We start from the raw sequence: 25,598 nt of genomic DNA, 5'->3' as shown, positions 1-25,598 counted from the left end.
CACGCATCAAACTCAACAAATTATATCCAGCAATATAAATGTGACAGACTACTAGTCCGCACAGGTTGGGTAACCCAACCCCTACAAGGACTTGCGATTATCCGTGGAATGGGAACGGATTTGGCACAGTCGTGAAATTCTGGTACCGGTCTTCGCCGCGCAGCAGGATCGGTTTCCAAGGACGCTTCAGCGAATTCTCTTCTGCCTGTTTCACGGATGGGTCTATGTAGCGGACTGTTAAGCCACACCGCCGACGGGTGGAATGATTCGGTAGACTACCGTGGATCATCTGTCCGTGGTGAATGGACATCTCACCCGCTCTTAGCACGAGATCAACAGCAGTTTCTGCCACTGCCTCGGGGACCGGAACTTCCTGATTGATGCTCAGCAGATTCCCTTCTTGTCCTGACGTGCCGTGTTCTTGGATACCCTGTTGGTGGCTTCCGGGGATGACTCGCATACAGCCGTTGCCTGTATCGCTATCGTCTATGGCATACCAAGCGGTGATCGCATCCGGTGGTTCAAGTCCCCAGTAGGTCACATCTTGATGCCATGCGACGAACTTCTCACGAGGTCCGTATTTGCAGAAAAAATGCGTCGCTAACAACATCACATCGGGGCCGATGAGTGTTTCGATGACATCCACAATTTTGGGGTGCGTTGCGAGTTCCCAAATGAATTGATGGTCGAAATGCCAATCAATAAGACCGATTTCGCATTTCTCTTTGCCCACTTCTGTTTCCAAGGCATCGTAGGCTTGCTGGTAACGTGTTGCTTCAACTTCATCGGCAATAGGGATGCCGGTCAAGAATCCCTCTTTTCGGTAATTTTCAGCGAGTTGTCCGTTTTTAGTTTCCATGTGATATCCTCTTTTAGGAAAGTTCTGGAAGTTTACACTGACGAAACCATTGTGAATCTTCCGGTGGCGATTCTTCAGGATTTTTCATCGTCTCAAAGGTTTTCAGAGCAGGTGATACTGTTTCTGCCCATATCTGTTCGACTTCCTCAAAAGTTACAGGATGGCGTTCCGTAATGTTTTGTTGTGCGTAAGTTTCCAATAACTCCTGCATCTTTTCCCCGAGCCACGCGACTTCGTCTTGCACCATACGTTCACCGATGCGTCGGTCAGAATCGGGAGCGTTTGATCCCATTGCGAAGTGCGGTCCTTGTGCGTCCGCTGCGGGCATCCGCGACATATCAACACACTCCGGTTCTAACGCCCACAGCAGTGAGGTTTCAACTCTACCAGCGTGGTCTCCACCGTTGCCTTGACCGTCGAACCCAGGTGTGTTCGCTTCAAAATCGGGGAGCCCATAGAGCCGCATAGCGAAATGTGGTTGAATTAGTGATAGGAGCGTCTTAAGGTCCTGCCAGTTCGGTCCGTAGTGTCCGGTGAGGAAAATAGCAGCGTGGAATCCGAGCGCATCAGCAGCGCGGACGTGATAACACACATTTTTGAAATGTTGCCACGTCGGCATGGCGGTGAGCCAGCTGCGCACTTCGCCGACATTCTGATATGCCCAGTTCGCATACATGCCGTGTTCGTGGATGTGCCAGTAGTCAGGAGGCGCGACGATACCGCCATGGGTTTGTGCTGCACGGCAAGCGATTCCGTGTGCCTTGAGGGCATCCAACCCGACCGTATTTTGGGGTCCATGTGGTTCGCAAAGCCCGTATGTAAAATAGACCGCGGGACATTCGTTGAATGCCGTTTCCAATTCATCGGGGAACATCCGTTCCCAGCGTATCTCTTTTCGCATGCGTATTTTCCTCTGATGAGAATATCGTAATTCGGAGATTATTCCGACAGTTGTTTATCCGAAAAGTGAACCCATATTTAAGATTTTGCAGATTTTCTTGGCACCGGTAAGGTGAGGTTGCAGTTCAAACGCCATTTTCAGAACGGTTCGTGCTTCCGGGAGTCGGTTGATTTCAACGTAGAATTCGGCGATTTTTTTGTACATCCATGCGGTTTCGCGTTTCGAGAGTTTTAATTCACGGATTTTCGCCAGCGGGATTTGGTACGTTTGGTCGTACCCCTCAACGGTGAAATGGTAGAGATAGATAAATTTGAGGCGTTCTTTGATTTCCCGAATAAAATGTTTGAAACACGGACGTTGTGATTCGGCGGACAAAAGGGATTCGTAAAGCAGCATGGCTTGTTCAATCTTTCGATGCCGATCGAGAACCGAGGACTGATCGCCGTTAGAGAATCCGAGTTTCTGATATGCTTCGGCGATGAGGAACTCGCAATCCCGACTCTCTTCGTAGCTCAGAAAATCGTCAATACGCCACTCCTTCCCTCTTTCTTGAGAGTGGTGCTGCAGCTGCTCGTACATGGAGATACCCGTTTCGTACTTGTGATGGAGCAGTGCATGCAGCAGCAATTCTAACTTGGCGTAAGTCTGATTGAGTTTATTCAGTCTATCGAGATAGATTTCGTGTGATTTTTTTTGTCGTTCAATCGTCTGTAACGTCCGGTCGTAGTCGGATTTCTGTTTTTTGTCGTGAAGCGTGTTATAAGCGTTACAGACTTCGCGGAACATTTTTTCTGCAAAAACGGTCCGCTCCGGGTTTTTGTCGGGGTGGTAGCGTTTTGCGAGTTTCCGGAATGCAATTTTTATTTCGCGAGCGGTGGCATCACGCTTGATCTCTAAGATTTGATAGTAGTCTGGAATTCGCATTGTGAATACAACATTTTTGATAGATGCAGTATTATAATTCCATATATCTCAGAATTTGTCAAGTGGAAATTTCGGAGGCATCCGGTCGGCAGCTATCAGCAGTCAGCGGTCAGCAAAGAGCGTTTCGTAAAGTTAATTTATAGTAAAATCCCTAATTACTTGGACATTGAAGGAAGGCGAGAATACTGGGGAAATCCGCAGAAACACCCAAGTAAAAACACCTCCCCAATGACGTGAAGGTTCGTTCGCTAACCAATTATCAACATATCTTCAAGTTTTACTATAAATGGGAAAGGTCGCGATTGGAGAATCGCTCCTATAGGACTTCGCGTAAGAAGCGGGCGGTATGGGATTCTTGGACAGAGGCAACCTCTTCTGGCGTGCCCATCGCCACGACGTTTCCGCCACCTTTGCTGCCCTCCGGTCCCAAGTCGATAATCCAATCTGCGGATTTGATAACGTCGATGTTATGTTCAACGGCGATAATCGTGTTGTCTGCATCGACAAGGGTGTTCAGCACCTTAAGGAGTTTCTGAATGTCATCAAAATGGAGTCCCGTCGTCGGTTCGTCCATGATATAGAGCGTTGAACCGGTTTGGCGACGCGCTAACTCTTTGGCAAGCTTAACACGCTGTGCCTCCCCACCAGAGAGCGTCGGTGCTGATTGCCCTAACTTGATATAACCGAGTCCGACATCTGTTAGCATCTGAAGCGTCCGGCAGATACGGGGATTTTCGTCGAAAAATGTGAGTGCTTCGTCTACTGTCATCTCCAGGACTTCAGCGATATTCTTGCCCTTATAACGGATTTCGAGTGTGTCCATGCTGTAGCCGGTGCTATTGCACGTCTCACATGGTATCCATACGTCGGGGAGAAAATGCATCTCAACACGGTTGAAACGGTGTCCTTCACAGACATGGCACTGCCCCTGCGCGAGATTGAAGCTGAACCTGCCCATATTATACCCACGCGTCTTCGCGTCGTGTTGCTCAGCGAAGAGTTCACGTATTTTCGTGAAGAGGTCGGTATAGGTTGCTGGATTGGAACGCGGTGTTTCTCCGATCGATTTCTGGTCTACGTTGATGAGACGCTTGATATAACTAACCCCCCGAATGCTTTTATACTCTGGTTGTCCGTAATCGTTATAAATCGGCTCTCGGTCACCATCGCTGGTATGGTGGCTATAGCGACGATCTTCCGGGTCGCCCGTTTTGATAGAACTGCGACTTTCGAGGGCAGGTTTTAGCGTGCCTTCAACAAGTGAACTCTTCCCACACCCTGAAACACCGGTTACACAGGTGAGCGTTCCGAGTGGAATCTTGACATTAATATCTTTCAGATTGTTTGTTCTCGCTCCAAATATCGCTAACGTTTTGCCGGTGCCTTTGCGCCGAGTTTTCGGAACAGAAATCTCTACTTCATTGGAGAGATAGGCTTGCGTCAAGGATTTGGTGGAGGAGCGTTTATCGGTAGATGACGATTCGTCGATCATTCCTACAGGCGTGCTGCCGTTTGTGAAAGTATCCGGGGCACCGATAGCGACGATTTCGCCACCGCCATTACCTGCCTGCGGACCGAAGTCAATCACGTAATCGGCGGCTAAGATTGTGTCGCGGTCGTGTTCCACAACGAGGACACTGTTACCGATATCGCGGAGTTCCTTGAGCGCATTAATAAGACGCTCTTGGTCGCGCGGGTGTAAGCCGATACTTGGTTCATCAAGAATATAGGTTACACCCGTGAGACCACTGCCGAGTTGACTTGCGAGTCGGATTCTGCGCATTTCGCCCCCAGAAAGTGTTGGTGCCCCGCGATCTAAAGCGAGATAACCGAGACCAATATCTTCCAAGAACTCAAGCCGTGTTTGGATTTGGCTCAGGACTTCAGCTTCAAACTCAGGTGATGTATGTATATGAAGTGCAGGGTGTGTCGCTCTTGAGGTTGACACACCTGTTGCGATCAGAAGATCGCTCGGATTTGTTTCCGCATCATCGGAAGCAAGCTGCGCTTCGATGTCTTCGAGTCGGGCGTTAAAGAATTCGATAGTTTCTGTAATTGACAGTGCCATCAATTCAGCGATAGTCATATCTTCAAATCTGACGCAGCTTGAAAAAGGTTTAAGCCGTGTTCCAGAGCATTGGTTACAGGCCTCATAAGGTGGGAACGTGTCTCTCCCGCGTCCATCACAGAAGTCGCAGGCCCCTATTTTGTTGTTGAAGGAGAAATGGCGTGGTGTCAATTGTCCGAAATTGCTTCCGCAAGAAGGACACATCGCGTGTTCGCTGAAGAATTTTTTAATACTGGCGTCCTGTTGTCGGTTTGCCGCTGTTCTTCGTTTAGACCGGTTGGTCTTTGTAGACGCGCGCCTCGTGGAACGCATCTCCTGAATGAGTACAAACCCGCCACTCTGGAGGAGTGCCAACTCGACGGCTTCCGTAAACCGGCTCTTTTCTTCATCAATAAGTTCAACGCGATCGACGACGATAAAAATTTCATGACGAATTCCCTTACTCAGTTGAGGAACCTCATCAAGACGGTGGATTTCGTTATCAATTTGAACACGTGCGAATCCGGCTCGTTGTAATCGGCTGAATACATCCGCATAATCCTCGTTGCCCTTCAAACCGTAGGCGGATTCACTCGCATTGATATCAATAATCTTGCCTCTTGCTATACCTGTTTCAGCTTCCGAAATAAGCATAAAGTTTGTAAGAGGCGCGAGCACATCTACTCTTTTCTGCTGGAGATCTTCAAAAACCTGTTCCGTTATTTCTTCCGCTGTCTGTGCCTGAACCTCCACTTGGCAATCCGGACAGTAGGGTTTGCCCCATCTGGCATAAAGGGTGCGAAGTCCATCGTGTATCTCGGTAATTGTGGCGACAGTGGAACGTGGGTTTTGCCCTGCGTCGGCGTGCGAAATCGCAATTGCGGGTGAAAGCCCCTCAATTTTTGAGACTTTCGGTTTCCCCATCTGACCTATGAACTGACGCGCGTAGGTGCTGAGCGTCTCGATGTAGCGACGCTGTCCTTCGGCGTAAATGGTGTCGAGTGCGAGGGAGGTCTTCCCGGAACCACTTACGCCTGTCAATGCCGTCATCTTTCGGTGTGGAATATCGATGTCTACCTCTTTGAGGTTATTTTCGGTGGCACCTCGCACGGCAATCGTTTCTGAACGTATTTCTGACGCTTTGCCAAACGCGGAGGTAAGTTCCGGTTCTCGCATCCGTTGACGCTTCGTATCTCGCCAAATGTCAAAATCACCGCGAAGTGCCTGTCCTGTGTAAGACTCAGGCACTTCTGCAATCTGTTCAGGTGTACCGACAGCAACGATAGTGCCACCGCCGACACCACCTTCCGGTCCTAAGTCAATGAGGTAATCAGCGGAGTTGATAACTTCAAGATTGTGTTCAACGACAACGACCGTGTTGCCATCTTCCACGAGTCGATGAAGAATCGTCAAGAGTTTATTTACATCGTCGAAATGTAAACCTGTTGTGGGTTCGTCGAGAATGTAGAGCGTTTTGCCAGTGCCTCGCTTGGAGAGTTCCCGCGAAAGTTTGATGCGTTGGGCTTCACCCCCCGAAAGTGTCGGCGCGGGTTGGCCGAGTTTGATGTAATCCAGACCTACATCGTGAAGGAGTTGTAATCCCCTTGCGACTCTTGGAATATCGGCGAAATGCGCAAGGGCGGTATCGATATCCATTTCGAGAACTTCGGAGATATTTTTTCCTTTATACTTAATGGCAAGGGTTTCGCTGTTGAAGCGTTTTCCCTCACACACTTCGCACTCCACCCAGACATCGGAAAGCAGACCCATATCCACTTTTTTGGCACCGTTGCCACTACACGCCTCACATCTACCACCCGAAACGTTGAAACTAAACCTTCCCGGTTTGTAGCCCCGCAATTTTGCATCGGGTAAACCCGCGTAGAGTGCGCGGATCCCATCAAATACCTTCGTGTAAGTTGCAGCGTTGGAACGTGGTGTTCGCCCGATAGGTGCCATGTCGATGTTGATAATTTTGTCAATAACATCGGAGATGGGGACGTTTTTTTCTTCAATGATACCTTGAATCTTGTCATAGTCTCCCGGGACGGTTTTTGCCTTCATAAGGTCGCGGGCGAGCGCGTTATAGAGAATATCGTGAATTAGGGAGCTCTTTCCGGAACCGCTCACACCTGTCACACAGCAGAGGGTACCAACCGGTATTTTAGGATTGATGCTTTTGAGGTTATTTTGACGGGCGTTACAGATTTGCACCCACCTGTTTCCCGTTGGACGACGAGATTCTGGTTGAATGATTACCTTATCACCTCGAAGATATTGGGCGGTGAGTGTGTTACTCTCTTTCATGAACTCCGCGGGTGTTCCAATATCAGTGATCTTTCCGCCCTTGATACCTGCACCAGGACCGAAATCGACGATCAGGTCTGCCACCAACATAGTTGCCTCGTCGTGTTCAACGACAATGACAGTGTTTCCTTGATTACGTAGGTTTAGGAGGGTTATCAGTAGCCCCGCATGGTCGCGCGCATGTAAGCCAATGCTCGGTTCGTCAAGCACGTAAGTGACATCGCGTAACCCTGCACCGACTTGGCTGGCGAGACGAATCCGTTGCGCTTCACCACCGGAGAGTGTTGGCGCAGGACGAGCGAGCGTCAAGTATCCCAATCCCACATCTATGAGAAATCCGAGCCGCCCTCGAATTTCCTTTAGGAGTTCGGTCGCGATGAAAGCCTCGCGCTCTGGAAGTTCCAACGCATTGAAAAATTGGGATGCATCCTGAATGGACATTTCAAGGATGTCTGTTATAGGCGTATCGCCTATCGTCACCGCTTTTACCCATGCGTTAAGCCGTGTTCCCTCACATGTTCGGCAGGACATTTTCGCAAAGTAGTCTGGGAAGTTATCTTCATCGTCGTCGTCGTTTTCAAACTGGTACTTCTGTTCTTCAGTTGGAATGATTCCGTGAAAGCGAGCACGGTATTGCCGTCGTTTTTTCCTTTTTCTGGAACGGCTTGTGCTGGGGGTGGTGATCGTAAGGATATCGTCGCCGGTGCCGTAGAGAATGGCATGCTGCTGCTCCGGTGTGAGGTCCTTCCAAGGCGTATCAATATCGAATCCAAGGTGTTTTGCAAGGGCTTCGACGATTACCTTTTCTTTCAGCGTGTCTCGTTTATTAAGAGGTCCCCATAGACTTATGGCACCTTGCATGATAGAGAGGGTTTCGTCCGGAATAATCAACTTCGGCGGGATCCCCATTTCAACGCCTAAACCCCGACAGCTTTGGCACATGCCATCAGGGTTGTTGAAAGAGAAATGGCGGGGTTCCGGTTTCACGAAACTAATCCGGCAGTGCAAGCAGGTGTAATCCTGGCTGAACAGTAGGTCGTCCTCTTCTGATATGAATGGAGATGCCTCACCTTCAGTAGGAATGACATGAACAAGCAGGTTTCCGTCTCCGCGCAAAAGAGCGGCATCCACGGCTTGGGTAACGCGAGGTTCAACGCCTTCTTTAATGATAATCCGGTCAATGACAACGTCAATGTCGTGACGTTGATTCGGATTGAGGGCGAGTCCCGGTCGGAGTTCATATATTTCACCATCAATTCGCAACCTTGCGAAACCGGCGTTACGTAAGTCTTCAAGTTCTCTTTCGTGTGCACCGCGGGAGCCTCTGATAATCGGTGCTAAAATGATAAGCCTTGTGCGCGCGGGATAATTAAGAAGGGTTTTGACAATATCTGCCGCAGTCTGTGAACCGATTTCGCGTCCGCATTCGGGACAGTGGAATTGCCCTACGCGCGCGTAGAGCACACGTAGATAGTCGTAAATCTCGGTTACAGTCGCAACGGTGGAACGCGGATTGTGTCCTGTTGAACCCTGATCAATAGCAATAGAAGGGGATAATCCGACGATTTCATCTACATCCGGTTTTCCGAGTTGCCCCAAAAATTGACGTGCATAAGCGGATAAAGATTCGATGTATCGCCGTTGCCCTTCAGCGTAAACGGTATCAATTGCCATTGAGGATTTGCCGGAGCCGCTTACGCCAGTGAAGACGATGAGTTTGTCTTTTGGCAGTTGAATATCAATATTTTGCAGATTGTGTTCTCGCGCGCCGTGTACGAGAATAGACTCTTCTGTCATTGTACGATTTCCTATGGTTGTATGGATCGCAGATTTTCGCGAATACTGCATGTATTTATGGAATGACCGAATTATCTGTGTTTGTGAGACGAACAAAATTACATATCTGTGAAGCCGCCCAACTCTTTGAGTTTACGGGCATCTTTGCGCCAGTCGGCTTTGACTGTTACATACAGTTCTAAAAAGACGCGGGTATCCAAGAATTTTTCAATGTCAATCCGTGCGAGTTCACCGACCCGTTTAATCAACTTGCCACCCTTGCCTATAATAATTTGCTTTTGTGTCTGCCGTTCTGCATAGACGATGGCTCGAATATAGATGATTTCATCTGAATTCTTCGTTTGGCGTTTTTCAAACTCTTCAATGACAACAGCGGAGGCGTAAGGGATTTCGCGTTGGGTCATGAGCATAATCTTTTCGCGAACAGTTTCGGCGATGAAAAAGCGTTCAGGGAGGTCGCTGAGTTGGTCCTCTGGAAAATAGCGCGGTCCCAGGGGTAGATAGTCTTCAATCTGCTCAAGAAGGACGGGTACACCGTCCGCAGTTAATGCGGAGATCGGGATTATATGTGCGAATTCAAATTTTTGGTTGTAGTCCTCAAAGATAGGGAGTAGCGTCGGCTTATCGACGAGATCTACCTTATTCAGAACAAGGATAGTTGTCGATTTGGTGCGCCGGAGGCGTTTTAAAATTGTGTCTTCGATCTCTGGATCTGGACGTGCTACATCAATCACAAAAAGGACAACGTCAGCATCCCCTAAAGCACCATACGCCGTCTTGACCATTTCGCTCTGTAAGCGGTACTTGGGTGTCATCAGTCCAGGTGTATCAACAAAAATAATTTGATAGGTGTCGGTGGTGACAATCCCACGAATCTGGTTGCGGGTTGTCTGTGGTTTCGGGGTGACGATGGCTAATTTCTGTCCCAAGATAGTATTGAGCAGAGTGGATTTGCCAACGTTAGGCGCACCGATAATACTAACGTAACCGGATTTGAAACTTTGATTTTCGTCCATGATTTTTGAAGATAGATGTCCTTGTATGGCTGAAGATATTGATGTAGAATTCCAATTTATGTAGGTGAAATTCCGATTTTTTGTGCTGGTAGAGTTGACAATTTATTATATCGGATTAGGTTGCAGAAATCAAGGAAAAGTTTTCAGAATTTGGTTAGGCGTTCTGCTCTTCAATCTGATGCAGTGCCTCACTGATATAGCGGCGGATCCATTCGCTCTCGGTCGCTTCTGCCAATTCGTTGAGTGCGGGAATGGCGTGTGGATTACCGATTCTACCCAAAGCGACAACGGCGGCGGAACAGACGGCTCTGTCGGTGTCCCAGATGCTGCTCATGAGTGCCTCTATTACCTGTACCGGTGGCGTTGAGAACCTCTCTTCGCTGAGTCCCAATTCACCGAGGGCAACGACAGCGGCGCATCGCATATCGGCTTCTTCGTCTTGTAGAAATGGGATGAGCACGTCAATGGCGCGTGGGTCGCGGATATGTCCGAGGGAGGAGATAGCGAAACGGCGCACGGTCGAATTATTGTCAGTTAAGGCGTTGATAAGCGGCGCGACGGCATGGACATCACCAACACCCCCCAATCCTTCGGCAGCATAAGCCCGCATTTCAGCGGATTCCGATTGCAATTTTCGCAGCAACACGTGCGTTGGGATATATCGCCAATTCCGAACGGGACCGTCTCGGTGTGAGAGCCAACTAATAAACTTGCGGGCTTTTTGCTGTAGCGACAAGTTTGGACCAGAGTCTACAGTTTCGCGCGGCATCGTGCCACCTCGCTCGCTATTTTTCAGGCTAAGCAACGAAAATTATAGCGTATATCACAGTAGGATGCAAATTGTTTTTACAGCGTAATTCATAAATGCCACGATACCGCGCAAAGATTTTTACAATATTTTTACAATAGGTGTTGGGTTTCATTGTGTTCTATGTGATTATGCCAGAAGACCGTCATTAGATGATGTTAGATAATCAACTAATCTTTGTAACAAGCGTCTGTGACGTTCCTCTGAAATACTACCGATCGTACCACGTACCAATCGACGCGGGATCACAGCCAAAAAACTAAGTCGGATCAATGATTCCGAACGTAGTCCACTTAATGCGAAATCGGCATCGGTGGGTGAGATAATATCATCAAACGCGTGAACGTACTGATTCAAGTTTGTACTTACACCGCAAACAAGGATATCTCGGTAAGGCGTTGGCATTTCTCGCAGAACAATTGCGGGTCTATACTTTAGTTCTTCATCAGCTTGAGACAACGGAGCAAGAATAACATCACTTTCCTTCATAATCGGGATTTACCCATTTAAGCATATCTGTTGTGTACTCAGGTTCATCTTCTCCATAAGCTCGCGCGAGCATTTGCATGGAGAGACCGGACCAAGCTTCTCGTTCCAATGACTCTTGCTCTGATTCATATTTTTCAATGAGTGTCTCAATGACTTCCATTAACGAAACCAATGGATGATTTTCACTAAGATCCTCAAGATTCTTAAGTGTTCCCTTTTTCTTCGCTTCAAGGGCTTCGGCGATTAAAAAATCCAATTTTCCGGCGTTTGAATCTTCTTCAATCTGTCGATCCCATTCGTCTTTATCTAATTCATTGAACCATTGTCTCAACTGTTGATAATCGGTTTCAGAGAGTGCCAGAATTTCCTCTTGAATTTTTGCAATGCTTGCCACTGTGTTTTCTCCTTTGCTATAATACCGCCTCACAGATATGAAAAGATCGTATAAAATAATTATACCATAGAGTACATCTCAATAGTAATTTTTTTGAATTAGGCACGCGCCCTGTGTACTTTAGGAACCGCGATAGCGGGACTCTCAATGGATTCATACAAAATTAGAGACTAATGCCTAATTCGTTTGCGATGGTATAGACATCTTTATCTCCACGTCCCGATAGACATACAGCGATGACTTTGTCCTTGCCGAGTTTGGGCGCGAGTTCACGGAGATAGGCGATGGCGTGCGCGGATTCTAATGCCGGGATGATGCCCTCTGTTTCTGATAACAATTGAAACCCTTCTACGGCTTCTGCATCCGTAACTGGGACATATTCCGCTCTCCCCGTTTCACGGTAAAAACTGTGTTCGGGTCCGACACCCGGATAATCTAACCCTGCGGAGATCGAATGTGCGGGGGTTATCTGACCGTCCTCCTCTTGCAACAGATAGCACTTAGCACCGTGAAAAACACCGACACTACCCGCAGTGAGAGGTGCAGCGTGTCGTCCACTACGGATACTTTCACCAGCAGCTTCTACACCAATCAACCGGACAGATTCGTCCGCATAGAAGGGGTAGAACATACCGAGTGAGTTGCTACCACCACCGACACAGGCAACGACGTAATCTGGTAAGGTGCCTTCTTGCTCTAAAATCTGCGCCCTTGCTTCATCACCGATGACAGATTGGAAATCTCGAACTATCATCGGATACGGATGCGCACCGACAACCGAACCGAGGAGCAGGTAGGTAGTTCGGACATTTGTGACCCAATCTCGAAAACAGGCGTTGATCGCATCTTTGAGGGTGCGGGAACCAGAATTGACAGGTACCACTTTTGTTCCCATCTGCCGCATGCGGAAAACGTTGAGTGCCTGGCGTTCTATGTCTTCCTCACCCATATAGACTTCACATTCCATATCGAACTTCGCCGCGACAGTGGCTGTTGCGACACCGTGTTGTCCCGCGCCGGTTTCAGCGATGATCCGTTTTTTGCCCATCCAGCGTGCGAGAAGAATTTGTCCGATTGCACTGTTGATTTTATGGGCACCCGTATGGTTGAGGTCTTCCCGTTTGAGATATATTTTTGCGCCGCCGAGCGTTTCTGTCAGGTGTTCGGCATAATAAAGCGGATTTGGTCTCCCAACGTATTCACGAAGGTAGTACTGGAATTCTTTTTGGAAGTCGGGATTATCTTTAAGCTTGATGTATGCTTCTTCGAGTTCTAAAAGCGCGGGCATAAGTGTTTCGGGGACGTATCTGCCTCCGAATTGTCCGAAATGCCCTGTTGCGTCAGGGAGTTGTGGCATTTTTTAATCTCCTTTCGGTTCGGTCATGAGTGATTTTGCCCGGAGGTTTGGTTGTTCCAGAACCGATGGGTTAACAACGGATTCTGGCAGTTGTCCTCCGAGTACTTGCGCGACGCACGTGGCGGCGGTAACCTCCAAGTCAAGAATTGATTCCTCTGAGATGAAAGCGGCGTGCGGTGTGACAACAACGTTGTCGAGCGTAAGTAGTTCCTCGCTTTCGTCTGGCGGTTCTGTCTCCAAGACATCCAAACCCGCACCCGCGATGTCACCATTGCGGAGTGCAGCAGTGAGTGCAGCGGTATCTACGATGCCTCCGCGGGCAGTGTTGATGAGAATCGCTGTTGATTTCATCGCCCGGAACTCAGCCTCGCTAAACAGGTGTTGTGTTTCCGAGGTCAGCGGCGCGTGAATGGTGATAAAATCGGACGTTGCGAGAAGTTCTGGAAATGAGACCTTTTGTGCACCGTGCTGCTGAATTAATTCAGGAGCCGTGCGTGGGGAAGAGACGTTAATTGTAAGTCCGAACGCTTTCGCTTTTGGCACAATTGACCGTGCAATCCTTCCGAATCCGATGACACCGAGTGTTTTGCCTCGGATTCTGCGCATCGCTGGTCCGACGTTCTGGTCCCATGTGTCTTCTCTGATGGTCCGATCAAAGCGTGGAATTTTCCGAGCGCACGCCAACAGAAGCCCCATCGCATGGTCGGAGACTTCATCAACACAGTAAGCAGGGACGTTAGTGACAACGATGCCGTGTTCCGTAGCAACTTCTACGTCGATATTGTCGAGTCCGATACCGCAACGCCCGATAACCTGACATTTCGTGGCGGCGGCAATGACAGGCTCACGGACGGGTTTCCAACAGGTCAGGATGCCGTCCATTGTTGGTGCAAGACTTAGGAGTTCTGCTTCTTCACCAGTTTCCGCTGCGATAAGTTCTGCCCCGATTTCGGCGAGCACTTGTCGTTCAGGCTCTATAGAGGGCCAGGCATAATCAGTGATGAGGACTTTCCAATTGTTTTGCATACTTCTATCTTTGTCCGCAGACCCGGTAGGTGCTGTTTAGAACTGCGCCGGTCATCAAGCGAGGGTGTTGCCTTTCTCTTTTTCCCTTGCCGCGTTCGTCAATTTTAGCGGTGCGATTGGAAAACGCTCCTACAAAAAGATTTTGCCGGGATTCATTAAGTTGAGCGGATCCAAGGCGTGTTTAATCGCACGCATTAGGTTTATTGCTTCTCCGTGTTCCTTCTCTAATGCGTTCCGTTTACCGACCCCGACACCGTGTTCACCGGTGCAGGTACCGTCCATCTCCAAGGCGATGTCTACAATCTGGTGGCTGAGGTGCTGCGCCTCTGCCAATTCGTCCTTGTTGTCAGGTTCAAGTGGGAAGACGACGTGGAAATTGCCGTCCCCGACGTGTCCAAGGATCGATGGAACGAGGCTTGATTTAGCGAGCAGTGCCTTCGTCTTCGCGATACAGGTAGCGAGTTGGGAGATCGGGACACACACATCCGTGACATAACCGACGGAACCCGGACGGCGGTTGAGTGCGGCGTAGTAGCTATCGTATCGGGCTTGCCAGAGACGTTTGCGTTCACTTTCATCTGTTGCCCATCGGAAGTCACCACCCCCGTGTGCGGCTGCGATTTTACCAGCGATCTCCGAACTCTCCGCGACGGTATGCGCGGACCCGTGGAATTCAAAAAAGAGCGTCGGCGCAACTTCATAATTTAATCCTGCATATTTGTTGACGGCATCCATCTGACGTTCGTCTAACAGTTCGATACGGGCGATGTTGGCACTTGTGTCCATCAATTCGATAACAGTGTCTACCGCTGCATCTACACTTGGAAAAGCACAGACAGCGGCAGCGACTGATTCCGGCAACCGTGTTAATTTAAGCGTGATTTCGGTGATAATCCCCAATGTGCCTTCTGAACCGATGAAAAGACGGGTGAGATCGTAGCCTGCGGCGGATTTCCGCGCTCTACTCCCCGTCCGGACGATGGAACCATCGGCGGTGATAACGGTCAAGCCGAGAACGTTATCGAGCATTGTCCCGTATTGAACCGCACTTGTGCCGGATGCGCGTGTTGCTGCCATTCCTCCCAGTGAAGCATCTGCACCCGGATCAACAGAAAAGTGAAGTCGTGTACCGAGATCAGCGAGATGTGTGTTCAGTTGTAAGCGTGTCACACCCGCTTGAACGGTGGCATCTCTATCGTCTGGGCTGACGCGGAGGATGCGGTTCATTTCGTTCAGGGCGATGCAGAGCGCGCCTTCGGTTGCAACGACAGCACCTTCAACACCGGTACCAGTGCCGTAAGGGATTATCGGCATGTTATATTTCGCACAGATTTTGACGATTTCTGCGACTTCGGCGTTAGTTTTCGGAAAGACAACGGCATCTGGGAGCGCGCCACGATGGTAGGAGGCATCGCGTGCGTGTGCGTCTCGGACGGCACTCTCTCTGCTGAAGCGTGTTCCGAGAAGGTCATGGAGTTCTTTATGCGGGTGTTTTAAGTCGTGTTGGTTCATGCTATGTGAATTTTAGCATAACCTGGAGGTGACGGCAAGGGAAAAGTACGAAAGCGTTTTGTCGTTCTTGAATTCATAGTTCGTCCGGATTGAGTTCCAGCGTTTGCCCACTATGATGTTCGGCAAGTGCTTCAGAAGCCAGTTTGGATAATACCTCTTGAGAACTGGCGAATAATTGATCCCATTTTTTTCCGGAGCGGAGTTCAGCAAGCACCCAATCTGCCAGTGCATCTTGTTCCTTCGGTGAGAGTTTTGATGCTTCTGTAAAAGCTTGTTCAAGTCGTGTTGTCATTGGGATACTTCCATACAAAAAGTGGTTAGCGATGCCAACACTATGGTAAAGTGCAACCATCTGATTGCAAGCCTGATTAAGTATAAGACATTTTTAGCGAATTTTTCAATATTTTTCCGTCAACTTCCGGTAAATAGAAGGACTTTGACATCCGCAATAGAGTGATTCACTGTTGCCAAAATCATTTTAAAGAAATTCTGTTCGGGTCCGCTATCAAAGTCATGCTATGTGCATTTTAGCACAATTTGGGGGTGGTAGCAAGGGAAATTGAGAATGATGAGGCTGTGTTTTTTGGATGGATGATCGGATTGGGAAACTATAACTTATGTTTATATTTCCTCGTTTTGCGCAGGGTAAAGTATAATCTTACCGCGTTTCCGTGAATATACAAAGACACCTATTTCATTGAAATTGTTACTTCCAATAATAATAAGAATGCATTCTGGACAGTCTGTTTTCGTATCCTCTGCAATTTCCAACTGATTCCGGTCATCTGTACCGCTAGGGATAGGAGCAGCATCTGGATGGCTATGCCACTCGCCTACATAATGCCGTTTACCAGAGAAGGTTTGACGCAATTTCACAAAGAACTTGCGCAAACCAGCCGTGCCCCTATAAAATGAAGTTCGCAGACCTTTTGAATCCGGGGTTAAAGGGCCTAAGTCAAGGATAGAAGCCTCAAAACCATCATTAGAATAACATCCAACTAACGATGTTCCCACTTCGTTTGGGTAATGTGTCTGTGCCATTTCTGTCATTTTGAGAAGACAGGGCTCTGAGATCAGGATTGTGTATTGTTTACAATCAGACTGCCATTTTAGTGAAGATTTATTGGTCAATATTTTTTCGTCCATGCTACCTTAACAAGTGAACTCGGTTGGACACCGTTTTGCAGGACTGATTGTCTCTTGATAATTGCTGCAAGTCCCCTTTTGGATTTGGAACTAATGGAGTGACTGATAATGTCGACGGCGTGCGCCGCTAGAATTTGAATGTGGGCATTTTGGGCAGGAAAAGTCGGATGCCAACATCCAGCTCCTTCCATAATCTCCTCTTCTTCTAAGGGTTCATGAGAGTAGACATAAGGGTCAATTCGTGTCCGATTCTGTTGAACAGAATCTTTTAGATCCAAAAAAATGTCTCCACATGATCTAGAATCGCCTGATATGCAGATTGTGAGCAATTCAGCACGAAAATTGAAGAACAAGGAAACCAATCGTTTGCCGTTTGTTACTGCATATTTATTCAACCAATCAAACGCAGTCTCACTCGTGGTGCAGTCAACAAATACATCTGCGTTTGTGAGTACTTGATGAAGTGCCTCATCCGAGTGTGAGTTTAGGGGTATTCCTATAGCATGTCCTTGTATTGTAGAAAGGGGATTCGCTCGCGAGAGTCTTTCTGCCAACTCTTTAGCCTTGTTTAAACCAACTGATGAACCATCAAGGGTATGACGACAGAGATTACCGAATGTTATTAAATCTGGGTCAAACAAATTAAGTTGTTTTACGCCCCCGCGTGCAAGTAATTCAGCAATGGAACTTCCTAATGCACCGCAACCGAAAAAAGCTATAGGCGTTGACTGAATTTCTGACGAATAGGCTCCTCTTGTATATAGTCTCTTGTGAGTGATGTTTTCAACGCGCCCCCATGGTAAATGTTGGTCTGGAGAAAAACATCCATTTTCTTTCAATTTCTGCCAAATTTGTTTGGATTTACGTGCAGGACCTTTTAAACGTGGCTTTGGTTTTTGATCTCTAAATCCCCTAAGGTTTTGAAAAAGAAGTGGTTGCCAATGGATTTCGGTGAATGGTGCTTCTGCTTTTTCGGGAATAGGGAAACCAATAAGGAGAATTCCAAACCTATGAGTGTTTTTAAGATTCCAAGTTTCCTTGAGAAGTTTGTAAAAATTCAAACCATTTCTTGAACACAACCTCTCCATTTCCTCATAAGTCTGAGGCGGGCGATGTTTTTCATAACAGATGTTGGGCACAATAACCCATTTTCCATCAATTCTACTACCCTTTCTCAGGACATTCGGTGCGAATTTTGATTCTCGGATCAGTAAACTGTCTTCGTCGTAAAATCTGACAGCAAATATCGTCTGAGATCCCGATGCCCAAAAGCACTCAACGTGCCCAAATTCACCATTGCGAGATAGCCAAGTTTCGTAGGAATTTGATGATTCATTGATGATTAAAGTAAGTTCTGTTAGAAGTGGTGAATCTAGAATTTTACGACTGAAGTCGGGTAATTCATACGGGGCACCTGGTTTAAGAAGCATGCCATTTGATGCATCTTCAAGCCATTCAATCGCCCATTTGATATAGCAAACAAGCCTGGAAGCATCTCGAGGAGCTGAATCCTCTTCGTGCAAACATAATTTGCCCAACTCGGCATCTTGATGAGGAAATCCGTTTACCTCTCCACATATGGTGTATATGTCTACTGGTTCATATGGAAATTCTTCAGGAATCAAGACCCGTAAAGGAACTTCACGAGGGAAATTCTTCTTATTTGGATATGGTACTTCGGCAGTACACTCAAAAACCCAACCTGTAGCATCTTCTGCTAAATTTTTCCTAATGGTCTCAGTAATTACAACAATACGGCGTTGGAGAAGATGGTTATACGCCTCTATTACAATGTCACTGATTTGGTTCTGATTTGGCATTCTATCCATATCTGCGAACCCTTGAATCCCCCATCGGACTCTTGGTAGTAAAGGGGCCTTGGGAACTGTTTCCTCTACTCCCATTATCGTCGGAATCATCGGAATCTGGAAACTTACTACCGAACAATTCTCGCCATTTCTTGATGGACTTTTCTTTATCCTGAATATCAAGAGCTTCGCGGGCAATTTCAGCAGCTTCCTTAGCGTGTTCGTAAAATGCGGCAAACTCTTCGCCTTCTACTCTACCCAAGACATTATGTATAGGAACACCGTGGTCAGGAAGAAAGGGGGTTTGTTTATATAGAGCGTACGTATCATAATTTGCAACAATAGTTTCCAAGGTCAGGGTAACCCCTTTGGCAACAGATGTTATGCTGTCGGGACAGCAAACTCCGACAAGATGTTCTAGTGGATAACCTTTCGGGCGGTCGTCCTCATGATTAACTCTCTGCCACCATTTTAGTGCCTTGACGACATTAACATAATGCGTATTACAACTCGCGTTCTTTTTCCACGTCCATTTGATTTGCTCTAATGGATGTGTCTCTTCCCAATCACCTGCATCTCGATTTGGAATCCATAGTGGTTCGGTTTGCCATTCTTGCCCACGAATACTTTCCAAAAAAGCAGTTTGATTTATCCTCTCATCCGGTGGAATCCATGACTTCATTAATAACCAATCGGGCGCATCTTCAAGGGTCAAATCAGTTCTGACTGCCTTGCTTTCATAAACTTCCACTTCCACCTCAGATGGGGCGGAGGTAATGACCAAATCGAGATTCACATACGAAAGCTCAATACCGAAGGAACGTCCTTGGCGTTGATATTTGCCTTTGTAGTATTTTTGCAAAAAAGGCACGAATTTATCCATGGCTTTATTCGGATCGGGGTAATCACATCGATCCAGTCGGGTTACGACGATAATGTCCACATCTAAATTAGTTTCCCCTTTTGGTCGAACGGCGGTGGCACGTCGGTAACTCCCTTGTAGAAATGTACTTACGAGAATCGGTTTTAAATTCGTATCCCCATCCAATCTATCGCGGAGCGTTTGATGCCCTGTTTGACACTTTTCTCTTTGCTTTGTTGTTGGACGGATTTCTTTAAGAAATCTTATAAAGTAGGTTGGTAATTCCATAATGTAATTCTCCTTATGATTATGGTTGATAAGTAACCCGTAGGCTTGGATAATATCTTTCCTTATAACGTTGCCCCTCAAAATCGTGTTCATACAGTTGAATAATTGGCGTAATATGACCAAGCGTGCTTCCAAGAATGTATCCTAAAGCCACAGGAACCGCAAAAAAGAGGTGTATTTTACGACACGTATTGAGGCGCATCTCACGAAGTTGTTTAGCAAGTTGATATCCCAGCTGCCAAGCATAATCTCCATCGGATACTGCTTTGGGCCCAATTCCTCTGATCGGGCAAACTAAAATTCGAGGCAATTCGTTAAGATCTTGAGTTTTTAGATAAGGTTCCATCTCTTTCTGTACTTGATGTGTCACCGAAATCCCCAAAACTAATTCTTCTCCTATTTCACCACTTATTTCAAATTTCCAGAGTGGAGTATCGGTCCGGGGCGCATTCGCTTCCCAAAGAGTGAAGTCGCTTCCGTTCTTTTGTGTTGGTATAACGGAAATTCCATGTTTAGGGCTGATCATGGAACCTGCTAAAAATGCAATACTCAGATGACAGTCAAAGAAAAAATGAATAGGTTGGGGCAAATCGATCAATTCTTCATTTAGCATGAATGCTGAGATTTTTTCAGAGATCTCTTTTTTCCAATGCGAATCATCTTTCGGGAAACGCCCCTCGAAAAACTGACGTAAATCAAGATGATTTGCTTGGAGATCGCGAGGCCGTCGTGCGAATTGCGAAAAACTTTGAATAGAGATTTCGCTATGTTCTGTGGACGATGGAGCCTTCAGTTTTTCCTCATCTATTATCCTGTTAAAAGCCTGTTTATCAAACGAGTGTTGACCTTGTCCAAAAAGTTTCCAAGGGAGATCATCGTAAAGGATATGAGCCCCTGTTGGGTCAATTGGTTGTAGTCCAGCCAATTTTAGAAGTGGTTCCATATCCTTTTCTAAATCTGTGAGATTCTTTCCGAGTGTAAATCGGACGGTGTTTAAAAAAGCTAGTAGGTCTTCTTCTGAGACTTCTAGGTGAAATGCTAGTTTTGCTCGCGCTTTCCCTCTTTCGGATCTTGGGCCCCGCTCATAAAAAGTTGGACGAATCATACCTTCATGTAAATGCTCAGCGAGGACATCTTGGTGATCCCAATGCCAATTAGAAAAAATGTACAACCGGAATGCGTCTGGACCTAGTTCATCTGAAAGACGCACGTATGCGTGATACAAGCGTTTCAGCATTGAATCCTCGCAGTTGATGAAACTCGGATCAATCAGGTTTTCATGAGTGAACGCTCCATGTTGTGTCATGTGATACTTACACTGAAAAAAATCGTGCACAATTTCTTGTTTTCCTGTTATCCGGTCTCTTATTGGTTCACAGTAGGAAACAACTACATCATCAACAAAAGACACTCTATCGCTTTCTAAGGTAACAGACTGAATATAGTCCCCAGTTCGCATTTCAAGAAGTTTTAGCCAGAAAACTCGGGCTTGGTATTCATCTCCTTTCCTTCGTGCGTTGATAGCTTTTGCCATAGAAAGTGTGTTCCTTTACTCCTAAATATCACGTGATATTACTCTTAGCGAATATATTCCAAACATGCCAAAAAGGCAGACTAACCTGTGCCAAATTGGCACGAAATTCCAATAATAACTGTCAAATTCACTATCTATGAATATAGTAGCAATTTCCGTGCCAACCTTCCTGCAGTTGGCCATAGTGTCTGACAATCTCCGGTAGGTGATTTTAGTATCTATATTTTGGCATAATTCGGTGGTGGTAGCACGGAAAAAGTAAGTATAATATAGGATGGTGGTAATTAGGAAATCCCTCCTATTGAGAAGGAGGGTTACTATCTAAGTCTTGGAAGATTGGTGAGAGGTAACTCACATCATCATGGTTTGGAAAGAGGATGTGCCAATTTTCTTGCAATTCCTGCTTACCCTTACCACCTCTATAACGTAGTTTGGTAATAGGTGTTGTTGAGATAATATAGGAATCCATTTGTACATGTTCGCTACGGAAACGTTTGTAAGAGAAATCACGTAGCCTTTTGAAAAGTGTGATTTTCGGATTGTGTTTATTTATAGGTTCATGTATCATACCGTGCGGTTCAATGAAGACGATACGCTGCTTTGCTCCGTCCAGTATCCACAAGATAAAATCGGGATAGAAGCCTTCATTATCATAGAAACCGATACCTCTACCTCGACTCTGGTTGCGTAAGAAAAAAATCTCCTTTTTAGCGAGATCCTCGCGCGGTTGACGTACATAAGATCGAAGATGTTTTACAAAATCTTCTTCGCTTTTTTCTAAAGCCGGTGGCGTTATGCGTAACGTTGAGTCTGCTCCGCCTATAGTCAGAAGCGGCTGGTATAAGTGTCGGTCGTTATGGAGGTTGGGGAGATCAGTTAGATCAGGTCCGTATATTCTACCGTCTTCTATTAGATGTCTGATGATCGGTTCAAGTTCGTCGGACTTATCTCGGGGAATAGAGACTTTCCAATCTGCGAAGTTGGGATTCTTTTCGTCTAACTGCTTTAAGCGCACACCTTCATCATTCCAACGTTGCTGAATGATGCGATAGAATTTAGTGATATATTTACGGAGGAGTGTAAGGACTAATTCCTCTAACTGTTTAAGTTGCTCTAATGACTTCGGCTCAACTTCAGATTTATGCATAACTTTGAGTTCATACAAAGGATTATCCGTATTGAGGATATTTCTGAGAATATCAGCATCAAAAACGAGGTTGTGATACCCTCTCTCTTGTTTATATTCAACAAGCTGAAGATAGATTTTTTCCCAATCAACCAGATCTAAATATTGCTCTTTAATTAAAGTTTCATTTGCTGCTTCCGCGCTTTCATCTTGGATACCTTCTTCTGAACTACTACCGATAATACTAACCGTTTGGGTTGTGTGAGTGACAATTATATCGTCACATGCCTCAAGCATCACACACTTTCCTTTTGCAACTTGGTCATAAGATAGGACTTTTGGAACATAAAGCCGTTTCGCAAGATGACTCATATTGGGTTTGATCGGTAATTCTATTTGGATTGGATCTTCGTGTGGAACCCCTTCGCGCTTGAGATATTCTTGAAAGTCTTCCATGAAGTTAGCACGGACAGCGAAGATGTTGAGCGTTTCCAAAAGTGGCAGGTTAGGGGGATGATCGCCATCAAGTACTGCGCTACGTTTGAGACTCATGTTTTTGCCGCGTAGACGGACACCACGACCAAACAGTTGGATAATCTGCGATCCTTCCTGTCTGCCGATGTTGAGCAATCCCATTGTGGTGACGCGCCAACTGTCCCATCCTTCAATAAACTTTTTCGCGCCGATGAGTATATTGATTGAACTTTCAGGTTTGTTGATGTTGTTAAAGAGACTTTCTATTAACACATCATCGGGGTCCATTTTGATTCCCGCATCGTCATTTTGATTTTGGACGAGTTTTTTGAATTTAGGCACATCACCAATGTTGATAACGCCAAATTCTTTGCTACCATGGGTAGTTTTTAAGGCGATTTCCCCCTGGGCATTTCGAACATCGCAAAGATGTAAGGCACCGCTTGAATCGGTATGGAAAACTTCCTTGAGGATGTCGGTGTAGATTTGTGATGCCGTTTCTGTTGTGTTCTTAAGATAGTCGAGTCGGTTCTTAAAAACATCGTTGCCGTTGACATCGGATAATCCCGATGCCCCATTTAGAATATCGTCTATGCCCTGAATTGCCCGTCTCTTTTCGTTTCTCAGGAACCCGTGCAGAAAGCGGATGACATTTAGGACATCTGAACGCGTATAATTTTGATAGACGACGTTCACCTTACTACCGACAAATGCCCATAATGGTGGGTCTAAGCTGTAGGCACGGACGTTGTCAGTGTTTTCCTTGAAATAGCGTTTCTGTTGATAGAAGCTGAGGAGATTCCCTAAAAAAAGTTTTTCGGTTTGGGTTTCGTTGTCGTGGGTGACGTTGATGATACGGAAGTCCTTCCCGTAACCATCGCTGTAGAAATGTCGGTAAGAGTAATCGAAAACGATGGCTTTTCCATATTCATCAACAAGATCGTCATTTTTTGCAGCGGCAAGTGCTTGTCCAAAGGTTGCACTGTATTCAAAAGTAAAACCTTTTTCGGCAAGTGTTTCGCGATGATCGCGCCAGACAGGATCAGTACTGCTTGTTCCTTTGTGACCCTCATCGACAAGGATCAAGTTGTTTCCTTCAAATGCCTCAACAGGCACACTTTCGCCTTCTCCTGTTTTTTCCTTCACCAATTTTGTGATTTCAATAACCTGTATTATATTGTTGTTATTTGATGATCTGCTGCCCTCAACTTTGAAACGTTCACACCGTATATCCGCATTAGTAAGTTCGCGCATGTGTTGTTCACTTAAGCCCTCGTTCGGTGTGATAAGGACGACGTGGTCCAACTTATCTTTGTAGTAGTGGAGATATTGATGGTAGTTGATATGCATGATATGGGTTTTGCCTGCGCCAGTCGCCATCCACAGTGCCAGTTTTTCAATATCGATTTCTGTGAAGTCGGTATCCCTAGGATCGCCGGGTGCTTTCCGTGCATTTTGGGTTTGGACGAATGTATTGAGTTGATGAAGGAATTCCGCAGGTTTGTTGAATTTCCAATCCAAGAAGATTTCCGTGTAGAGCAATGCCAAATATTGAAAATAACGGAGAACGATCGGCTGTGTGCGGTTGTTGTTTATGGCAGACAGGTGCCGTTTGATGTTAGCATCATAAATTGGTAATGCCTCCTCAATCTCATTCTTCAAATCTGAGCGGGACATAAGAAATTCGCAGATTGGCGAGTATCCATTTGGGTTAAATCCCTCGTCAACGTTTGATACATCGCTAAGCAGATCGCGCGTGGTTTTATATCCGAATTGGTCATTCAGCCATCCGTGAAGAATAAGATGGTTATTGAGTTCTTTCGTTTTCTTTCTGGGCATATCAGTTTTCTTTACCGGATTTTATTCTGAAAACATCAGTCGTTTAAAATGCGGATCTAAAGATTCTGCTTCTGGGATGATGCTATTTGTGTTGACATACACTTTATCTGCATCTTTGGTTAGTTCCCGTTCCTCAATGAAATTGTAATCTCGTTCCCAATCTTGTTCATTCCATCCTTCTGTCTCACGCCAGATAATGACGATAGGTTTTTGCTCAACTGTGCCTTTATATGCAAGATATCGTCTATCATCGTCGTATAAGCACCGACGAGTCTGGACTGATAAACCAAGAAGATAGTTGAAAGTTTCGGGTAGGTCTATGCTCTGTGTTTGCGTCCGCATATCTTTGACGATCTTGAGTTGATAACTGAACGGATTTTCGAGTTTAGAGATGTTTAGGGACGTTGGGCTTTCCCTTGTATCGCTTTCCAACATATAACTCAATTGATGTTCGTCAAATAACAGATTCTTGTGTTCGGTTTCGTTAAGTTCAATGTTGTTGAGGGCATCTTCATACGATTCAATGCGCTGATATTTGAACATGTGAGAGAGACAACTCTCACGGGAGACAGGTTTAGCATCTTTCCATTTTTCGGTGTAAACTGCTTTCTTGATACGTGGTATTAGAGCAGTATCAAAATGATGTCCCATTTCTATAAGGATATATTTGCGTTTGCCATCGTCCTGACGGTTGAGATTGATAGTGGCGTGTGCGGAAGTACCGCTTCCCGCAAAATAATCAAGTGTGATATCATCAGAATCTGGTATTACTGCCCAAATTAGGCTTTCATACAAACTTACTGGATGTGAATATGGAAAATATAATCCCATAGCGTCCGTTGTCTGTTTTCCTTTTTCGCCACATGGTATTAGGGAAGATAATTCTGTGATTAAACGTTCTTCTAAAAACCATTTTTGCTGAGGTTGCGTAGTTTCATCACAACCAAAATGAATTAGGTTTTTCTTGCGTAGGTCTTGCATAAATTCTGGACTATTAGACCATCCACTTGTTGGAACAGGGCAAGGCTTTGAAGTGCTACCGTTTATTTAGACCACAATTTAGCAAAGTTAAGACAAGTTTTTT

The 25,598-nt window shown here is 46.2% G+C and carries 18 protein-coding genes; all 18 read right to left on the bottom strand.

The annotated features are described in order from the left end of the window. Nucleotides 1-97 precede the first annotated feature (97 nt). The 18 genes from OXH39_12040 to OXH39_11955 all read right to left on the bottom strand — a co-directional run bounded on the left by OXH39_12040 (nucleotide 98) and on the right by OXH39_11955 (nucleotide 25,495). Nucleotides 98-859: a phytanoyl-CoA dioxygenase family protein gene (locus OXH39_12040; protein ID MCY3551182.1), complete on the bottom strand. Its 762-nt coding sequence runs from the start codon at nucleotides 857-859 to the stop codon at nucleotides 98-100. Between the two features lie 13 nt (nucleotides 860-872). Then, nucleotides 873-1,760, bottom strand: coding sequence for a creatininase family protein (locus OXH39_12035; protein MCY3551181.1), 888 nt, complete (start codon nucleotides 1,758-1,760; stop codon nucleotides 873-875). A 54-nt stretch (nucleotides 1,761-1,814) separates the two neighbouring features. After that, nucleotides 1,815-2,684 (bottom strand): DnaJ domain-containing protein, encoded by an 870-nt coding sequence (locus OXH39_12030; GenBank protein ID MCY3551180.1) that lies wholly within the window; start codon nucleotides 2,682-2,684, stop codon nucleotides 1,815-1,817. 316 nt (nucleotides 2,685-3,000) lie between these two features. Further along, on the bottom strand, nucleotides 3,001-8,835 hold the full coding sequence (gene uvrA, locus OXH39_12025) for an excinuclease ABC subunit UvrA (GenBank protein MCY3551179.1): 5,835 nt from the start codon (nucleotides 8,833-8,835) through the stop codon (nucleotides 3,001-3,003). A 98-nt stretch (nucleotides 8,836-8,933) separates the two neighbouring features. Continuing rightward, nucleotides 8,934-9,851 (bottom strand): GTPase Era, encoded by a 918-nt coding sequence (era, locus tag OXH39_12020; protein MCY3551178.1) that lies wholly within the window; start codon nucleotides 9,849-9,851, stop codon nucleotides 8,934-8,936. A gap of 154 nt (nucleotides 9,852-10,005) precedes the next feature. Then, nucleotides 10,006-10,620: a HEAT repeat domain-containing protein gene (locus OXH39_12015; protein MCY3551177.1), complete on the bottom strand. Its 615-nt coding sequence runs from the start codon at nucleotides 10,618-10,620 to the stop codon at nucleotides 10,006-10,008. A 168-nt stretch (nucleotides 10,621-10,788) separates the two neighbouring features. Further along, on the bottom strand, nucleotides 10,789-11,148 hold the full coding sequence (locus OXH39_12010) for a type II toxin-antitoxin system PemK/MazF family toxin (protein ID MCY3551176.1): 360 nt from the start codon (nucleotides 11,146-11,148) through the stop codon (nucleotides 10,789-10,791). Then, nucleotides 11,135-11,542, bottom strand: a complete 408-nt coding sequence (locus OXH39_12005) for a hypothetical protein (protein MCY3551175.1) — start codon at nucleotides 11,540-11,542, stop codon at nucleotides 11,135-11,137. The genes OXH39_12010 and OXH39_12005 overlap by 14 nt, the downstream gene beginning before the upstream one ends. Before the next feature lie 163 nt (nucleotides 11,543-11,705). After that, nucleotides 11,706-12,899 (bottom strand): tryptophan synthase subunit beta, encoded by a 1,194-nt coding sequence (trpB, locus tag OXH39_12000; GenBank protein ID MCY3551174.1) that lies wholly within the window; start codon nucleotides 12,897-12,899, stop codon nucleotides 11,706-11,708. Between the two features lie 3 nt (nucleotides 12,900-12,902). Beyond that, nucleotides 12,903-13,925 carry a C-terminal binding protein gene (locus OXH39_11995; GenBank protein MCY3551173.1) on the bottom strand — a complete coding sequence of 341 codons (1,023 nt, stop codon included), beginning with the start codon at nucleotides 13,923-13,925 and terminating at the stop codon, nucleotides 12,903-12,905. A gap of 129 nt (nucleotides 13,926-14,054) precedes the next feature. After that, the gene (locus tag OXH39_11990; GenBank protein ID MCY3551172.1) at nucleotides 14,055-15,437 is read right to left on the bottom strand and encodes an FAD-binding protein; all 1,383 of its coding nucleotides are present in this window, start codon (nucleotides 15,435-15,437) and stop codon (nucleotides 14,055-14,057) included. A 73-nt stretch (nucleotides 15,438-15,510) separates the two neighbouring features. After that, on the bottom strand, nucleotides 15,511-15,729 hold the full coding sequence (locus tag OXH39_11985; protein ID MCY3551171.1) for a hypothetical protein: 219 nt from the start codon (nucleotides 15,727-15,729) through the stop codon (nucleotides 15,511-15,513). A gap of 329 nt (nucleotides 15,730-16,058) precedes the next feature. Then, nucleotides 16,059-16,583: a Mov34/MPN/PAD-1 family protein gene (locus OXH39_11980; protein MCY3551170.1), complete on the bottom strand. Its 525-nt coding sequence runs from the start codon at nucleotides 16,581-16,583 to the stop codon at nucleotides 16,059-16,061. Then, nucleotides 16,565-18,403, bottom strand: a complete 1,839-nt coding sequence (locus OXH39_11975; protein ID MCY3551169.1) for a ThiF family adenylyltransferase — start codon at nucleotides 18,401-18,403, stop codon at nucleotides 16,565-16,567. The genes OXH39_11980 and OXH39_11975 overlap by 19 nt, the downstream gene beginning before the upstream one ends. 1 nt (nucleotide 18,404) lies before the next feature. Further along, nucleotides 18,405-19,541: a nucleotidyltransferase gene (locus tag OXH39_11970; GenBank protein MCY3551168.1), complete on the bottom strand. Its 1,137-nt coding sequence runs from the start codon at nucleotides 19,539-19,541 to the stop codon at nucleotides 18,405-18,407. A gap of 19 nt (nucleotides 19,542-19,560) precedes the next feature. Beyond that, a complete protein-coding gene (locus tag OXH39_11965) occupies nucleotides 19,561-21,075 on the bottom strand; it encodes an SAVED domain-containing protein (protein MCY3551167.1) in 1,515 nt (504 codons plus the stop codon). 298 nt (nucleotides 21,076-21,373) lie between these two features. Then, on the bottom strand, nucleotides 21,374-24,514 hold the full coding sequence (locus OXH39_11960) for a DEAD/DEAH box helicase family protein (protein ID MCY3551166.1): 3,141 nt from the start codon (nucleotides 24,512-24,514) through the stop codon (nucleotides 21,374-21,376). Between the two features lie 21 nt (nucleotides 24,515-24,535). Next, entirely contained in the window at nucleotides 24,536-25,495 is a 960-nt protein-coding gene (locus tag OXH39_11955) for a DNA methyltransferase (protein ID MCY3551165.1), read from the bottom strand. Between the last annotated feature and the right edge of the window lie 103 nt (nucleotides 25,496-25,598).

This window comes from Candidatus Poribacteria bacterium, assembly GCA_026702755.1.
In the GTDB taxonomy this organism is placed as follows: Bacteria; Poribacteria; WGA-4E; order WGA-4E; family WGA-3G; genus WGA-3G.
Note: the sequence above shows the minus strand (reverse complement) of the source record. Positions and strands in the feature narration are given on the sequence as shown.

Excerpts from the sequence above, each read along its gene's own strand:
- OXH39_12040 (MCY3551182.1), bottom strand. The coding sequence starts at position 859 with ATGGAAACTAAAAACGGACAACTCGCTGAAAATTACCGAAAAGAGGGA.
- OXH39_12035 (MCY3551181.1), bottom strand. The coding sequence starts at position 1,760 with ATGCGAAAAGAGATACGCTGGGAACGGATGTTCCCCGATGAATTGGAA.
- OXH39_12030 (MCY3551180.1), bottom strand. The coding sequence starts at position 2,684 with ATGCGAATTCCAGACTACTATCAAATCTTAGAGATCAAGCGTGATGCC.
- uvrA (MCY3551179.1), bottom strand. The coding sequence starts at position 8,835 with ATGACAGAAGAGTCTATTCTCGTACACGGCGCGCGAGAACACAATCTG.
- era (MCY3551178.1), bottom strand. The coding sequence starts at position 9,851 with ATGGACGAAAATCAAAGTTTCAAATCCGGTTACGTTAGTATTATCGGT.
- OXH39_12015 (MCY3551177.1), bottom strand. The coding sequence starts at position 10,620 with ATGCCGCGCGAAACTGTAGACTCTGGTCCAAACTTGTCGCTACAGCAA.
- OXH39_12010 (MCY3551176.1), bottom strand. The coding sequence starts at position 11,148 with ATGAAGGAAAGTGATGTTATTCTTGCTCCGTTGTCTCAAGCTGATGAA.
- trpB (MCY3551174.1), bottom strand. The coding sequence starts at position 12,899 with ATGCCACAACTCCCTGACGCAACAGGGCATTTCGGACAATTCGGAGGC.
- OXH39_11995 (MCY3551173.1), bottom strand. The coding sequence starts at position 13,925 with ATGCAAAACAATTGGAAAGTCCTCATCACTGATTATGCCTGGCCCTCT.
- OXH39_11990 (MCY3551172.1), bottom strand. The coding sequence starts at position 15,437 with ATGAACCAACACGACTTAAAACACCCGCATAAAGAACTCCATGACCTT.
- OXH39_11985 (MCY3551171.1), bottom strand. The coding sequence starts at position 15,729 with ATGACAACACGACTTGAACAAGCTTTTACAGAAGCATCAAAACTCTCA.
- OXH39_11980 (MCY3551170.1), bottom strand. The coding sequence starts at position 16,583 with ATGGACGAAAAAATATTGACCAATAAATCTTCACTAAAATGGCAGTCT.
- OXH39_11975 (MCY3551169.1), bottom strand. The coding sequence starts at position 18,403 with ATGCCAAATCAGAACCAAATCAGTGACATTGTAATAGAGGCGTATAAC.
- OXH39_11970 (MCY3551168.1), bottom strand. The coding sequence starts at position 19,541 with ATGGAATTACCAACCTACTTTATAAGATTTCTTAAAGAAATCCGTCCA.
- OXH39_11965 (MCY3551167.1), bottom strand. The coding sequence starts at position 21,075 with ATGGCAAAAGCTATCAACGCACGAAGGAAAGGAGATGAATACCAAGCC.
- OXH39_11960 (MCY3551166.1), bottom strand. The coding sequence starts at position 24,514 with ATGCCCAGAAAGAAAACGAAAGAACTCAATAACCATCTTATTCTTCAC.
- OXH39_11955 (MCY3551165.1), bottom strand. The coding sequence starts at position 25,495 with ATGCAAGACCTACGCAAGAAAAACCTAATTCATTTTGGTTGTGATGAA.